Genomic DNA, 14,297 nt, shown 5'->3' with positions numbered 1-14,297 from the left:
ACTTGCCCATTGTTGCTACAATAACACTCAGTTCAGGTCATTAATAGTAACCGGCAGTTGCCCTTTAGCAGGGGCTTTCCCTAGTAAAACGTTTGCCAGCGCTGTAAAAGCAGGGCCAGCAATCTTTTCATCTGTATCTACATCTATATTGTAAGCATAGGTGGCAAGTACAGCATCGCCAAATTTTCCAAATTGGGCAATATCGTAAGGAGCTCGTAAGCTGACAAATACGGTCTTTTTATGGGCTAATTTTGCTTGTTTTAACAATGACTCTAATGCCGCTGATTGATCTGCTTTAGCAATTGCAAACTCAGGGTTATCAGCTAAATCATCCATCCCGCCGACTTCAACAGCACTTTGTTTTGGTGACGCATTTGCGGCAATAATTATGTCTGCTTCGTTAATTTCTTTTAATGTTGCAAGCGGCTCATAACCTTGCAAACTTGTGCAGCTAAAGCTGATTAGCTTATCGGTGTTATCAATTAACGCCTGCTGCAAAGCATAGCATTTGCGGGTATCTGGCATAATAATATGCACTTTGCTGCCCGATTTAATGCTAAGCGGTAGGGTGTTTTTCTCGTTTTTCACTTCGGTGACAGCAGCTAATGCTAATTCAGCTTCTACTTTTCGATGGCTTTGATCACCGAGTAACAGCTGCGCTTTTTTGATGGCTGCTTCGTCATCAAGTGAAGAGGTAAGTTTAAACTTTTCTTTAAGTTTTAAAATACGTGTTGCAGAAGCACTCATTTCGTTGGCATTTAACGTGCCACGTTGTACTTCTTGCTCTAATCGCTCAATCAGAGCCTCAAGTACTGCTAAGTCTTTAGGGCTTCTGATTTCGATTGGCATCAGGGCAATATCAACACCCGCTGCAAAGGTATTTACTACCGCTTCAATTGGTTCAAAAAAGTGGCTGATCCCCGCCATATCGAGGGCATCTGTGATCACCACACCTTGATAACCAAGTTCATCACGTAATAAGTCGGTGATGATTTTGCGCGACATCGTTGCCGGTTTGATCATGGTTTTGCCTTCTTTACTGACAAACGTGCTGTCGTCTAGGGCAGGGTATTGAATATGTGCAGTCATGATCATACCCGGTTGTTGGTTTTTAATAATTTCTTTAAAAGGGGGGAGATCTTGCTGCCAAATGGTTTCTTTATCATGCATTACTTTTGGCAGGCCTGTGTGGCTATCTACGTTCGTATCACCATGCCCCGGAAAGTGCTTCAATGATGAAATAACGCCGTTGTTTTCAAACCCAGCTACTTGGGCGCCACCTAGTTTTGCCACCAATTGCGGATCTTCACCGTAAGAGCGCACGTTAATAACTGGGTTATCTGGGTTCATGTTTACATCGACCGTGGGTGCATAGTTAACATTAACACCCAGTGCCAATAGCTCGTCGGCAATGATGCGTGCAGATTCAGTTGCGAAGTGGGTACCATGTTCTTTATAGGTGGCGCCAATCGACATGTTACCGGTAAACGACGTACCAACATCACGAGGAATTCGGGCAACTCGGCCACCTTCTTGGTCTATCGAAATAAACAGCGGTAAGCCTAACTCTGACTTAGCAGCGGCTTTTTGTAGGTCATTATTAAGTTTGATCACTTGCGGCACGGTATCGATATTTTCTGCAAATAAAATCACCCCACCAATATTATGTTTAGTGATGATATTCGCCAAATCGGCCGGCAGCTCTGTCACCGGTGTACGGCATTTTTGTTCACCTGGGTCTTGCTCGCAGTAATAACGTAGGTCAAGCATGAGCTTTTGCCCTAACTGTTGTTTTAAAGTTAATGCAGACTCAGCAAATGATGATTGTAATGGCATGAAACATCCTAATCCGATAACCAGTGACGATAGTGCAAACTTATTTAACACAGCAAGCTCCAAAGCAAAACGCTTATTTAGTTTTTAGAATAAATTATTCTTGATGTTAATGGGTTTTTAAATATAAATACAGTATTTTTTTGCTACCCTAACGGTTTTTGAGTCCGACTGCAAAAAGCTAAGTTAGATCACCAAATAGGGCTAATAGGCTTAAATAACCAAACCTTTATACTGATAAAAAGCGTGGCGAGTTGATAATTTATCAATTTAATGGGTCGCTTTTTAGTACAATTTAAAGTAATAATATATTCCATAATCATCAGCGTAAATATGACAAGCCTGGGGGCGAGATGGCTTTAACTCGATTACACGCATTTAAACAGCAAATTAAACCTTTTTTACCAGAGTCAGCATTAATAGAAGATTACTCGCGCCGTTATGCGTACGGAACAGACGCCAGCTTTTATCGATTAATCCCTGAGTTAATTGTATTAGTGAGCAATCAAAATCAAGCACGACAAGTGATCATTGCTGCCAACGAGCAACAGGTACCCATCACATTTCGCGCCGCTGGAACGAGTTTATCTGGGCAAGCAATTACCGACTCTGTATTGGTTTTACTTTGTGATAGTTGGAGCAAGTTTGAAATCCTTGATGACGCCGAGGCAATACGTTTACAACCGGCGATCATTGGTGCTCGAGTAAATCAAGTATTAGCCCCGTTTGGTAAAAAGATTGGCCCTGATCCCGCTTCAATTAATAGCTGCAAAATAGCCGGTATGGCGGCAAATAATTCATCAGGCATGTGTTGTGGAGTGGCGCAAAACAGCTACCACACAGTAAAAGATATGACCCTCATTTTTGCCGATGGCACTGTGCTTAATACGGCTGATAGCCAAAGCTGTAATGCCTTTTTGCAAAGCCATAGCCCTTGGGTTGATGAGCTAATGAGCCTAGTTGATAGCATAAAGCAAAACCCCGATTTGAGTGAGCGCATCGCCCATAAATATCGTTTAAAAAATACCACAGGCTATGGTCTAAACGCGCTGCTGGATTTTTCTGATCCAATCGAAATCATTAAGCACCTCATTATTGGCTCTGAAGGTACGTTAGCTTTTATCGCCGATATCACCTACCACACTGTGGTTGAGCATAAGTACAAACACACAGGTTTCTTTATTTTTGACGATATCAGCAAGGTGTGTGAGCTGGTACAAAGGCTGAGTGAACTTGATGTTGCTGCTGTTGAGCTACTAGATAAACGTGCTCTGATCTCGGTGTCCGAGCATGCCATAATGCCAAAAGAAGTGGCTAGCTACCCTGAGCAATCAGCGGCACTGTTAATTGAGTTAAGAGCTCAAAATGCACAGGCTCTCGATGCGCTCACTAAGAGCACTGAGCAACTTCTTGCCGAGTTTAAGCAAAGCCAACTGGCAGCGATTGAGTTTTCAGCAGACAGCGCCCGTAATGCGGCACTTTGGAATATCCGTAAAGGTACGTTTCCTGCGGTTGGCGCAGTGCGCGAAACTGGCACCACTGTAATTATTGAAGATGTTGCCTTTGCCCTTGATAAATTAGCTGATGGCGTGAATGCGCTGCATCAATTATTTATTAAATATGCTTATGATGAAGCCATTATTTTTGGCCATGCCCTTGCCGGAAATCTACACTTTGTATTCACCCAAGCTTTTGATACACCAGAGCAAGTCAGCCGATACGAGCAATTTATGGCTGATGTGGCGAACTTAGTGGCGGTTGAACTAAAAGGGTCATTAAAAGCTGAGCATGGTACAGGGCGTAACATGGCGCCGTTTGTTGTCACCGAATGGGGAGACGACGGCTTTGCAGTGATGGTTGCGCTTAAAGCTTTATTCGATAAACAAAATATTCTTAACCCTGGGGTTATTATTAATCACGACAAAAATGCTCACACTCAGCATTTAAAAGTCATGCCAAAAAGTGATGATATTATCGATACCTGTATTGAATGTGGCTTTTGCGAAGTTGTTTGCCCATCAAAAGGGCTTAGCTTAACACCGAGGCAGCGTATTACTTTATGGCGACACCGCACAGAGCTACACAATCAATTACTAACAACCGAAGATGTAGCAAGCAAACAGAAGTTAAATCAAAAGCTCAGTGTTATCGAGGCCGACTTTAAATACCTTGGAATTGATACGTGCGCGGCTACGGGTCTTTGCGGTCTTAAATGCCCGGTGGGGATTAACACGGGCGAATTTATAAAATCGCTCAGAGCAAAGCAAGCCTCATCAAGCAAAGTTGCACGGTCATTATCACGCTTTGCTAGCAAGCATTTTGCGGTTGTTGCTACGGGTGCACGGTTTGGTTTAACCGTGATGCAGGTGCTCGAAAAAGCAATCGGCAGCAGTAACCTAAGAAGCCTGAGTAAACCTGCTAATAAGTTGCTTGGTACACCGCTGTATTACTCGGCATGGCCAAGGGCTGAGCAACCAATTAATAGAAAGCTTCAACAACCCCAACAAGCGAAAAAGTTGGTGTATATGCCAAGCTGCGCAAGCCGGATTTTTGCGGCTGATAAACTTGCCGATGATAAGCGCCCACTGCTTGATGTGATCTATTCTCTCGCTGCCAAAGCAGGTTATGAAGTAGTACTTCCGAAACAGGCAGATTCACTTTGCTGCGGTATGCCATTTGCTAGCAAAGGCTTTAATGAAGAGTTTAAAAACAAAAGTGAGCAGTTACTTACTGAACTCGAGGCGCTTTCAAGTAATGGCCAATACCCCATTGTTTTTGATGCCAGCCCTTGTGCACTTACTACCTTAAATGCCGCGCAAAATACAGCACTCACAATTTATGAAAGTGCTGATTTTGCTGCCCAGCATTTACTGCCTAATTTGCAAGTCACGCCCGTAAATGAGCCGGTGATGCTCCATGTTACTTGTAGTTCTAAGCGATTAGGTAAAGAGCAAAGCCTAGTATCACTTGCCAAGGCATGTAGTAATGAAGTGATTATTCCAGCTGATATTGAGTGCTGTGGTTTTGCCGGTGATAAGGGCTTTAACTTACCAGAACTCAATAGCAACGCGTTAAAAACCCTTAAACAACAAGTACCAAAAAACTGTAGTCGGGGTGTGTCTAATAGCCGTAGTTGCGAAATTGGTTTAACTGAACACAGTGGCATTAGTTATCAGTCTATTTTGTATCTACTCGATAAACAAAGCCATGCAATATAACAGACTTAATTGCTAATTTGATGAGCCAGTGATTGACTGGCTCATCAATTTTAAAGCCTACACTTTCCAAAAAATGCCTTTGCGGTAGCAGCTGTACATGACACCATAAGACACCACTAAAAACAGCAGTGAAAAGCTAAAAGAAGCGAGGTGATCATTGCTGATCACTAATTGTATTAAGCCATAAATACTGCCTTTTAAACTGCTATCGCCGAGCGGGATCATAATTAATAGCCGTGCAAACACGCCTGCAAACATAAAAAATAATATCGCATTTGCACCAAATACAATAAATGGAGCGCCCCAGTTGCGCAGCTTATAAATATCTAAAATAGCACTGCACAGTGCATAGAAAATCGCTGCAAGCCCTGAACTGAGTAGTACATAGCTTGGCGTCCATAAGGCTTTATTGATAGGCGTTAATGGCGAAATAGCATAGCCGGCAATAACAGCTAATGTACCCAGTAAGATAAGTGTACGAGCTTGTTTTTTAAGGTCGGGTTGCTTAGTTAAATAAACCGCAGCCAAGATGCCGCTAAGCGCACTTGCAGTGGCAGGCAGTGTTGAGAACAGCCCTTCAGGGTCAAATGGCAGTGGCTTAGCATTGGCGTAATACAGGTGATGACTACCAAATACGGCATTGTCTATGTAGGCACTTAAGTTATTGCCATGTAACCATAAGCCACTGACTACCTCGCCGTTTGGCAAGGTATACGGGATATAAAGCATGGCAGCGCCATAAAACAATAAAAGAGCGATGCAAGTAATGGCTATTTTCTTAGGCGATAAATAGAGATAACAACACAGAGCGACTAAATACACCAAACCGATACGTTGCAGCACACCCAACACACGCAGCTGCAATAACCTGTCATCAAGCCAGCTAAAAGAAGGGTCTCGAAAGTTGTAATAAAACAAGGCTAAAAACCAACCGAGGGCAATGAGTTTAATGGTGCGAATAACCCCCGCTTTTAGTATTTTCTGATCACTGACCCTTTTAGCACGCAAGCTATTTACTGAAAGCGTGATAGACATGCCGACAATAAAAATAAAAAACGGAAAAATTAAGTCGGTTGGTGTCCAACCATGCCACTGTGCATGTTTCAAAGGCCAATACATCGCTCCCCAACTACCCGGGTTATTCACTAATATCATGGCGGTAATAGTAAAGCCCCGCATTACATCTAACGCCATGAGGCGATGTGAAGGGAGTTTATTGATGATTTCAGCACAGTGGTGACGCATAGGAAAACTTTATTGTTATTTTGTTTTTATAGTGTAATAAATTATTATATCAAAGCAAGCTGCTTTTTGAACAATATAAATCGTACGTATTAGCCGTTCTTTTAACTGTCTTAAGTTTATAGTTCATTAAATTCAATATGTTAAACCGCGAAGGTTGTTGGTAAGTGACTTTGATGTTGTTCATATTCAACGAGCGCTTGGTAGCTGAAGTTTTAAACAGAGTTACTTTAATTAATTAGAGTAATTGCACTCATTTGTTTGCGCTAAATCAAATTATGACAAAAGTTCTATAGAGGTACATAGAACATCTTGCTAGTATAAAGGTATTAGATGTACCCGATATGGACTTTGGGCCTGTATGTGAGAAATATCGTGCTTAATAGTCTTAGCCATGGTTTAAACCTACGCCGCTTAATTTTAGTGTTAGCGTTTTCTACAACGCTTATTACCTTTCTAAATAGTTATTACTCGAGCTATCAAGTTCAGAAGCAACAACTAATAGATAAAACCCTAAATAACCATAAAGCATACGCCGCTAAGTTGGTGTCGGCGACCGATAACTTTTTACTGACTGCTCAGCAACAGCTTGCTTATGTTGGAAAAATACTTGAAGACGATTTTAATAATCAAGGCTTAATTAATTCTGAGGCTGACCGACTAAGGCTACAAACCAATAGTTTTAATTCGACCATTATTGTTAATGCACAAGGCGATATTTTAGGGGTATCACCAAAGTCATTGAAACTACAAAACCGTAAAGTAGATAGCTTTGGCACTAAAGCGGCTTTGTCGTATCGTACTCCAATGATCAGCGAGCCGTACATTTCGATGGCAGGCAATTTACTGATTTTTATGTCGCAGCCTTTATTCGATAAACAAAGTAACTTCATTGGTTATATTGGCGGCACTTTGTACTTAAAACGTGCCAGTATTTTAAATGAATTGCTGCAAGTTCATTATTATCAAGATGGCTCTTATCTGTATGTGGTTGATGAAAACCATCGCTTACTCTATCACCCAGATAAAAGCCGTATTGGTGAGCAAGTGTTTGATAACCAAGTAATTGAAGAAGTACTAAAAGGAAACGCCGGCACCCAGCTTGTTACCAATAGCAAAGGCGTTGAGATGCTTGCAGGCTACGCTCCTATGACAGTTGCTCCATGGGGAGTCGTCACTCAGCGCCCTCTAGAAAGCACGCTTGCACCGCTTGATAATTTAATGTGGCAAGTGTTTATCAAAACCGCCCCAATAGGTGTACTCACATTTATATTGATTTGGGTGTTAGCACGTTTAATTGCTCAGCCTTTAAGGCAGTTAGCCGAAACTGCAAATACGTTAGATCGCCCTTCAACGTCACTTGAGCTGACACAAATTCGCTCATGGTACTTTGAAAGTAATGAGCTCAGAAAAGCCATGTTAAAAGGGGTCGGGCTATTACAAAGTAAAATAGGGCTATTGCGCCAAGAAGCGCAAACTGATCCCCTCACTTGCCTGCATAATCGCCGTAGTCTCGATATGCAAATTAGCCATTTGATAGCTCAACGTTGCCCTTTTGCTGTATTGGCTATCGACATCGATCACTTTAAACGGGTTAACGACGAATTCGGTCATGATATTGGTGATGTGGTACTGCAGTCGTTGGCTAAAATTTTGTTAGATGTTACTCGTGATAGTGATGTAGTTGCCCGTACCGGTGGTGAAGAATTCATTGTGATTATGCCAAGAGTGGAAGCAAAACGTGCGTATCAGCTGGCTGAGCGTTTGCGTATGCGGGTGTCAGAAAGCTACATTGACCCGGTTGGCTGCATTAATGTATCAATTGGTATTTCGGGCTGGCCAATTGAGCAATTAAGCATTGATGAAGTATTTAAGCTTGCTGACCAAGCTTTATATCAAGCTAAAAAAACCGGTCGTAACCGTTCAGTTGTCGATGCCACATACAGCCAAGACCTTGCTCCAGTTTCTGAGCCTTCAATCTTGGAATAAGTTATTTAATGTGCAATAGTGGATGCTATTAAGTTATTTATGGAAATCAAAATGGCATTCACTTTTTTGGCTCGTTTAACTAAATCCACTTCTTTGTTAGGTATTGCGCTTATGAGTGCAAGTACTGCTTATGCCAACCCAAGCGATGATAAACGTAGCGAATTTGTGGATGTAGGTGCTTTGCTACCGAATGCTGTGTTAGATATCCGTTATTTTGGTCATCACAACTTTGTTGGCAAACCAGTTGATGGTTACAACGCACCTAAATGTTTATTGCATAGCACTGCTGCTGCGGCTCTTAAAAATGTGCAAGTAGCAGCGCAAACCCAAGGTTTGAGCTTAAAAATATTTGATTGTTATCGCCCGCAGCGTGCCGTTGATCACTTTGTACGTTGGGTTAACGATTTAGAAGATACCCGCACCAAAGCTGAGTTTTATCCAAACTTAGGTAAAGACAAGTTACTTGGTGATTACATCGCCGCTAAGTCGGGTCACAGCCGTGGCTCAACGATTGATTTAACGTTAGTTGATGCAAAAGGCAAAGAGCTCGATATGGGCTCACCGTTTGATATGTTCGACACTCTTTCTAACACCGACGACCCGCGAATTAGTGCAGAGCAAAAAGCCAATCGATATAAACTTAAAAGCCTGATGACAGAGGCCGGTTTCGCCCCTTATTCAATGGAATGGTGGCATTTTACCTACCAACCGCAAGCATATCCCGCCACCTATTTTGATTTTGTGGTGGAGTAGGTAAAACAGCTTTAAGCTTTCAGCTGTAAGTTTTAAGCCGAAAAGTGTTGTTTTTGAATGTTGAGTTAGCTTGATTAAATGGCGTTGAATGTTAGACACGCCATGCAAGCATGACGCCTACGGTTTGATGTAGGCGTGAAACTTGTTTCACGCGTCTGACGGCTGATAGCTGAAGGCTGACAGCTCCTTCTAGAACCAAGCGCATGATGACGCGGGATAAACCCGCTGCTACAAGTAGGCGTGAAACTTGTTTCGCGCGTCTGACGGCTGATAGCTGAAGGCTGACAGCTTCTACATCACCTCTTTTATCGGCGAATAATCAACTTTAATTTCAACAATATCGACATTGGCATTTTGTTTAAAAGCGTTTTGCACTTTTAATAAATCAGTGTCTTTTTCTGCAACGTAGCGATAGCTTTTGTTGGTCATTTTTTTCAGCGTATATTGGCTGCTAAGCGCTACTGGTAAGCTGTTTTCTTTTAGCGTTAAGTAAATTGCACCCGTTGCGATGCCGCGCTCTTGCATTGCGTGATTAAAGACTTCTGTGCCCTTGGTTAAAGTAGGCGCATCAAAGGTAATTTTTTCGCCATTATTACTAAAAGCGTTCGTCGATTTTTGCTTGTTGATTTCGACTGCTTTTTTAACATCTTTAACTGAAAGTTGTTCTTTTTGTGAACTGGTTGTTGGCTGCTGTGTTGTATTTTGCTCGCTTATTTCATTTTTTTGACAGCCTGATACTAGTGCTAATGTTATTATAAGTGCTTGTATATTAATTGTTTGTTTCATTTCAATCCTGTTTGTCTGTTACTTTTGTTTACAATTAATTCTGTTTTTTAATTGCTGTATTGGGTACATTGGGCTTGGTTATGATTGTTAACCGAAAATAAAAATATAACAATAGGGAACGTAAGGAATGTCTCAATTCAAAGTAACAGCAGTTGCTACTATGGTAACGGCTATCTTGGCATCAACTCAAGTACAGGCAAGTGAACAAACTCGCTTTTATAATGCTTCAAGCGTTAGCTCTCAAGTACAATTTAATCCTCAAGTATCTCAGCAACGTGCATTAGCTGAGCGTCGCACTGTATCGGGTCACAAATCTATTTTCGATGCGCAATTAGGTAAAGCTACGTTCTTATGGAATGCAGTAGGTCAAGCTAAGCCTGATATGGCAATGGTGCTTCCTGAGCAACGTAATGCTTACGCTGCAGATTTTTATTTAAATGCCTTAACAGGTGTTAGCACAGCTAAAAAAGGTGTATCAAGCGCAGTATTAGCAGATTTATCTGAGCAGAAGCTTGGCTCAATCACAGCTAAATACAAGCAAAAAGTTCATGACATTGAAGTATTCAACCGTGAATACAACCTGATCATGGATAAAGAATATAACCTAGTTGCAGGTTCTGGTTATTTCGCTAACACAAGTTCAAATGCAACGCAGTCGTTCGCGCCACTTGCTGAGTTTGTAGGTGCTGAGCAAAGCATTAAACGTGCAATTAAAGAACTTGCTGATATCAATGTGTCTTTAACTAAATCAACTGAGCAAGGTGACTATGTTAAGTACACTGTGTCTAACCAAAGTGGTGACAAAGTTGTATTAGGCCAGCCACGTGCTAAGAAAGTATTCTTTGAAGTGGCGGGTGAGCTGCAATCTGCATACTATGTTGAAGTAGAAGTTGCTGACAAAAACAGCCTAGAAAGCGATTACTTCAGCTACGTTATTGGCGCGCAAAACAGCAAAGTTTATTTCAAGAAAGACTTAAAAGCACACGCGGCAGACTTTAACTACCGTGTATGGGCTGACGAAGATGGTTACCCGTGGGAAGGTCCACACGGTGACGTGATCCCAGCTGATGGCCCAGATCAAATTGATGAAACTGAAATCCTAGATGCACCACTTGTAAGCCTGTCTTACTACAAAAAACTAAGCACGATGGATCCGTGGCTTGCTGATGACGCTACAACAACATCAGGTAACAACGTATTTGCTTATGCTGATGTAATTGCACCTCAAGGTTACACAGAAGGTGACTTCACTGCTGAAACTACATCAGATTACACATTCGATTACCCTTACCAAGTTGATCAAGTAGCAAACAGCTACGACAACCGTAAAGCGGCAATTGTTAACTTGTTCTACATGAACAACTTCTTACACGATTTCTTCTATGACCATGGTTTTGACGAAACATCAAATGTTGCGCAGGTATCTAACTACGGTCGTGGTGGTGTAGAAGGCGACCCAATCGAAGCACAAGCGCAAGATAATAGCGGTTTAAATAACGCTAATATGGCAACACCTGCTGACGGTGCAAGCCCACGCATGCAAATGTACTTATACAACTCGAAAGATGCGAAAGTGGGTGTAGACTTTGGTGTGGTTGTAACATCAGATGAAACAATTGGTCTTCTTGAATCATCAAAAGTATCTGGCTTTGGTCAAATGCAATTTGCTGATATCGCAGGCGAAGTTGTTCGTTTAGTTGATGGCAATGATGTAGATTCTGGTAGCGTAACAGACGGTTGTGAACCTGCAACAAATGCAGCTGAACTGGCTGGCAAAATTGCGCTAGTCGATCGTGGTTCTTGTAACTTCACAGCAAAAGTACTACACGCTCAAGAAGCGGGTGCAATTGGTGCTATCGTTGTAAACAACAACCCTGATACAGATGAACCAGCGCCAATGGGCGGTGAAGACGATGCAGTTATCATTCCTAACATGGGTCTGAACTATGCTGACGGTCACGCACTTTACGATGGTATCGCTGCAGGCGACACTGTTACTGTTAATATGTTCAACAAAGCAACGTTAAAAGACGGTACGCTAGATAACGGTATTATTGCTCACGAATGGGGTCACTACATCAGTAACCGTTTAGTGGGTAACTCATCAGGTCTTATCAACTTCCAAGGCCGTGCGATGGGCGAAGGTTGGGGTGATTTCCACTCACTGATGTTCATTGCTAAAGCTGATGATATTAACATTCCAGGTAACGACAAGTTCCAAAAAGCCTACGGTAGCGGTACATTCGTAGAAGATTTCTACTATGGTATTCGTCGTGTTCCATATTCAACCAATATGGAAGTAAACCCGCTGTCTTTCCGCCACATTACTGAAGATGCAGGTGCTGATGTAGGTATTGCTCCAACTAATGTTGGTTCACCACACGCAGCAGGTGAAATTTGGGCAACTATGCTTTGGGAAAGCTATGTAGCACTTATCAACGAGCACGGCTTTGAAGAAGCTCAAAACCGTATGGCTAACTACTTAGTTGCTGGTTACAAGCTAACTCCAGTTGCTCCGCTATACACAGAAGCACGTGATGCTATCTTAGCTGCAGCGTACGCAGTTGACCCAGAAGATTACAAACTAATCTTAGGTGCATTTGCTAAGCGTGGTATGGGCTTAGGTGCTAAAGCACCAGAGCGTTTCAGCGAAGATTTAACAGGTGTTGTTGAATCTGACAAAATGAAACTTGCTAGCTTCACATTCAAAGATGTGGCAATGGATCCAAACTACAACGGTGCAGAGCTAGGTTATTGTTCAAACGATAACGTGCTAGACAAAGGTGAAACAGGCACATTAACTGTTAGCATCATGAACACAGGTAGTGAAGTACTAACTGGTACTCAAGCACAGTTAACGGTTGTTAGTGGTCACGATGTAACGTTCGAAAATGATGGTTTAATCACTTTTGACGATACAACTCCTTACGCTTCACAAACAAGCGCACCTATCACGTTTACACTAAATGATGCAGGCACTGCTGATACACTTGAAATCGAAGTGTCATTCCCAGAGCTTTCTGCTGATGACGAGATTGTTGAAGGAGCAAGCGATACAGTATCTTACCTTGTGAACATGGACTTTGAAGATAAAGCACCAGTGAGCTCACAAACTGCTGACGATATGGAAGTAGCAGGTGCATCATTACGTGATTGGAAAGAAAACGTAATGACAGGTGACGACTTAGCAGTTGGCACACAAAGCATGGCAACGGGCGGTAATATCAACTTCTTTAACAGCTTTGGCTTTGGTCTTGGCGAGCAAACAATGTACCTAAACAACAATGACTTCCAGTCAGATGTTGCAGTTGAGTCAAGAGAGTTTGATATCGGTTTTGCGGGTGACTTTGAAGTTTCATTCTGGCACTTCTACCTAATCGAAAACGAATGGGATGGTGGTGTTGTAGAGATCAGCGTAAACGGCGGTAACTGGGTTGATGTTACTGAAATGGGCGGTACATTTGATGTTGGTTACGATGGCCCGTTAATCGAAAACGACGCGCAAGCACTACAAGATCGCGATACTTTCACAGGTAACAATGTGGATGGTAACGGTGTTTATGGTAACTACGAAACAATTCGTTTCGGTACTGAACTAAACGGTAACCGTGCAAAATTACGTTTCCGTATGTCATCAGACAGCGCAGTACGTGAGTTCGGCTGGTGGATTGATAACGTAACTGTTAGCAATGTAACGTCACCAATCTTCTCAAACGTAATTGCTGGTGATGCATTAGCATGTGATAACGCACTACCATTACTTTCTGTATCGGGTGATGAGTCTGTTTCTGAGTCTGCTTCAGGCACATTAACGGCAACAGCGTCAGACCGTAACAGTGATGACACGCTAAGCTACACCTGGACGCAACTAAGCGGCACAACAGCAACACTTACAGGTGCTGACACTGCAACTCTAGGCTTCACGCCAGGTGCTATCTCAAGCGATGACGAGTTAGTATTTGAAGTAACAGTAAGCGATGGTACAGACTCTGTATCAGAGCAGTTCACTGTTGCCGTAACTAACGAAGCTGAGCCAGTAGAAGAGAAGAAAGTAACTAAATCTAGCAACGGTAGCTTTGGTTTCTTAACACTACTACTTGCACCATTAGCGCTTATCGGCCGTCGCCGTAAACGTAAATAAGACTTTTAAATAGTGATAACAAAGCCCTTACAGTTCGCTGTAAGGGCTTTTTTGTTTTTAAGTTAGTGAGGGAAAGTTTGCGAGGGGAAAGGGGAAAGTTTCGAGATGCGAGATACGAGATATGAGATGCGAGATGCGAGATGCGAGATGCGAGATGCGAGGTAGCAGCGATTTTACATCGCGTCCTAGCGCCTAGAGCCTAGAGCCTAGCGCCTTTTTGTAGGCGTGAAACTTGTTTCGCGCGTCTGAACGCTGATAGCTGACGGCTGACAGCTCTTTTTACTATCTTTGTGGGGTCATCAATACTCGATAACCCCACATTTCTGACTTACAGC

General features: G+C 42.4%; 7 protein-coding genes. 4 read left to right on the top strand and 3 right to left on the bottom strand.

Annotation, left to right across the window (positions count from 1 at the left end; genetic code table 11):
- Positions 1-27: 27 nt before the first annotated feature.
- Complete coding sequence (locus PASHI_RS09590) at positions 28-1,836, bottom strand: glycoside hydrolase family 3 protein (protein ID WP_062565423.1); 1,809 nt, start codon at positions 1,834-1,836, stop codon at positions 28-30.
- Between the two features lie 350 nt (positions 1,837-2,186).
- Here PASHI_RS09590 and PASHI_RS09585 point away from each other — a divergent pair, with 350 nt between their 5' ends.
- Positions 2,187-5,051, top strand: a complete 2,865-nt coding sequence (locus tag PASHI_RS09585) for an FAD-binding and (Fe-S)-binding domain-containing protein (protein WP_062565422.1) — start codon at positions 2,187-2,189, stop codon at positions 5,049-5,051.
- A 57-nt stretch (positions 5,052-5,108) separates the two neighbouring features.
- Here the strand turns inward: PASHI_RS09585 and PASHI_RS09580 are convergent, their stop codons facing one another.
- Complete coding sequence (locus PASHI_RS09580; protein ID WP_062565421.1) at positions 5,109-6,296, bottom strand: acyltransferase family protein; 1,188 nt, start codon at positions 6,294-6,296, stop codon at positions 5,109-5,111.
- 330 nt (positions 6,297-6,626) lie between these two features.
- Here PASHI_RS09580 and PASHI_RS09575 point away from each other — a divergent pair, with 330 nt between their 5' ends.
- Both PASHI_RS09575 and PASHI_RS09570 read left to right on the top strand, forming a co-directional pair.
- On the top strand, positions 6,627-8,282 hold the full coding sequence (locus tag PASHI_RS09575) for a sensor domain-containing diguanylate cyclase (protein WP_082710898.1): 1,656 nt from the start codon (positions 6,627-6,629) through the stop codon (positions 8,280-8,282).
- A 51-nt stretch (positions 8,283-8,333) separates the two neighbouring features.
- Positions 8,334-9,035 carry a M15 family metallopeptidase gene (locus PASHI_RS09570; protein WP_062565420.1) on the top strand — a complete coding sequence of 234 codons (702 nt, stop codon included), beginning with the start codon at positions 8,334-8,336 and terminating at the stop codon, positions 9,033-9,035.
- Positions 9,036-9,326: 291 nt separating this feature from the next.
- On the opposite strand, the gene PASHI_RS09565 is transcribed toward PASHI_RS09570, so the two are convergent.
- Positions 9,327-9,821: a hypothetical protein gene (locus PASHI_RS09565; protein ID WP_062565419.1), complete on the bottom strand. Its 495-nt coding sequence runs from the start codon at positions 9,819-9,821 to the stop codon at positions 9,327-9,329.
- 127 nt (positions 9,822-9,948) lie between these two features.
- On the opposite strand from PASHI_RS09565, the gene PASHI_RS09560 reads away from it, so the two are divergent.
- A complete protein-coding gene (locus PASHI_RS09560; protein ID WP_062565418.1) occupies positions 9,949-13,962 on the top strand; it encodes a rhombosortase-dependent M36 family metallopeptidase in 4,014 nt (1,337 codons plus the stop codon).
- Positions 13,963-14,297 lie beyond the last annotated feature (335 nt).

Origin of the sequence: Pseudoalteromonas shioyasakiensis (genome assembly GCF_001550135.1) — a bacterium.
Classification (GTDB): domain Bacteria; phylum Pseudomonadota; class Gammaproteobacteria; order Enterobacterales; family Alteromonadaceae; genus Pseudoalteromonas; species Pseudoalteromonas shioyasakiensis.
This window is presented reverse-complemented; position numbering and strand designations above follow the sequence as displayed.

Excerpts from the sequence above, each read along its gene's own strand:
- PASHI_RS09590 (WP_062565423.1), bottom strand. The coding sequence starts at position 1,836 with ATGCCATTACAATCATCATTTGCTGAGTCTGCATTAACTTTAAAACAA.
- PASHI_RS09560 (WP_062565418.1), top strand. The coding sequence starts at position 9,949 with ATGTCTCAATTCAAAGTAACAGCAGTTGCTACTATGGTAACGGCTATC.
- PASHI_RS09565 (WP_062565419.1), bottom strand. The coding sequence starts at position 9,821 with ATGAAACAAACAATTAATATACAAGCACTTATAATAACATTAGCACTA.
- PASHI_RS09570 (WP_062565420.1), top strand. The coding sequence starts at position 8,334 with ATGGCATTCACTTTTTTGGCTCGTTTAACTAAATCCACTTCTTTGTTA.
- PASHI_RS09585 (WP_062565422.1), top strand. The coding sequence starts at position 2,187 with ATGGCTTTAACTCGATTACACGCATTTAAACAGCAAATTAAACCTTTT.
- PASHI_RS09575 (WP_082710898.1), top strand. The coding sequence starts at position 6,627 with ATGTACCCGATATGGACTTTGGGCCTGTATGTGAGAAATATCGTGCTT.
- PASHI_RS09580 (WP_062565421.1), bottom strand. The coding sequence starts at position 6,296 with ATGCGTCACCACTGTGCTGAAATCATCAATAAACTCCCTTCACATCGC.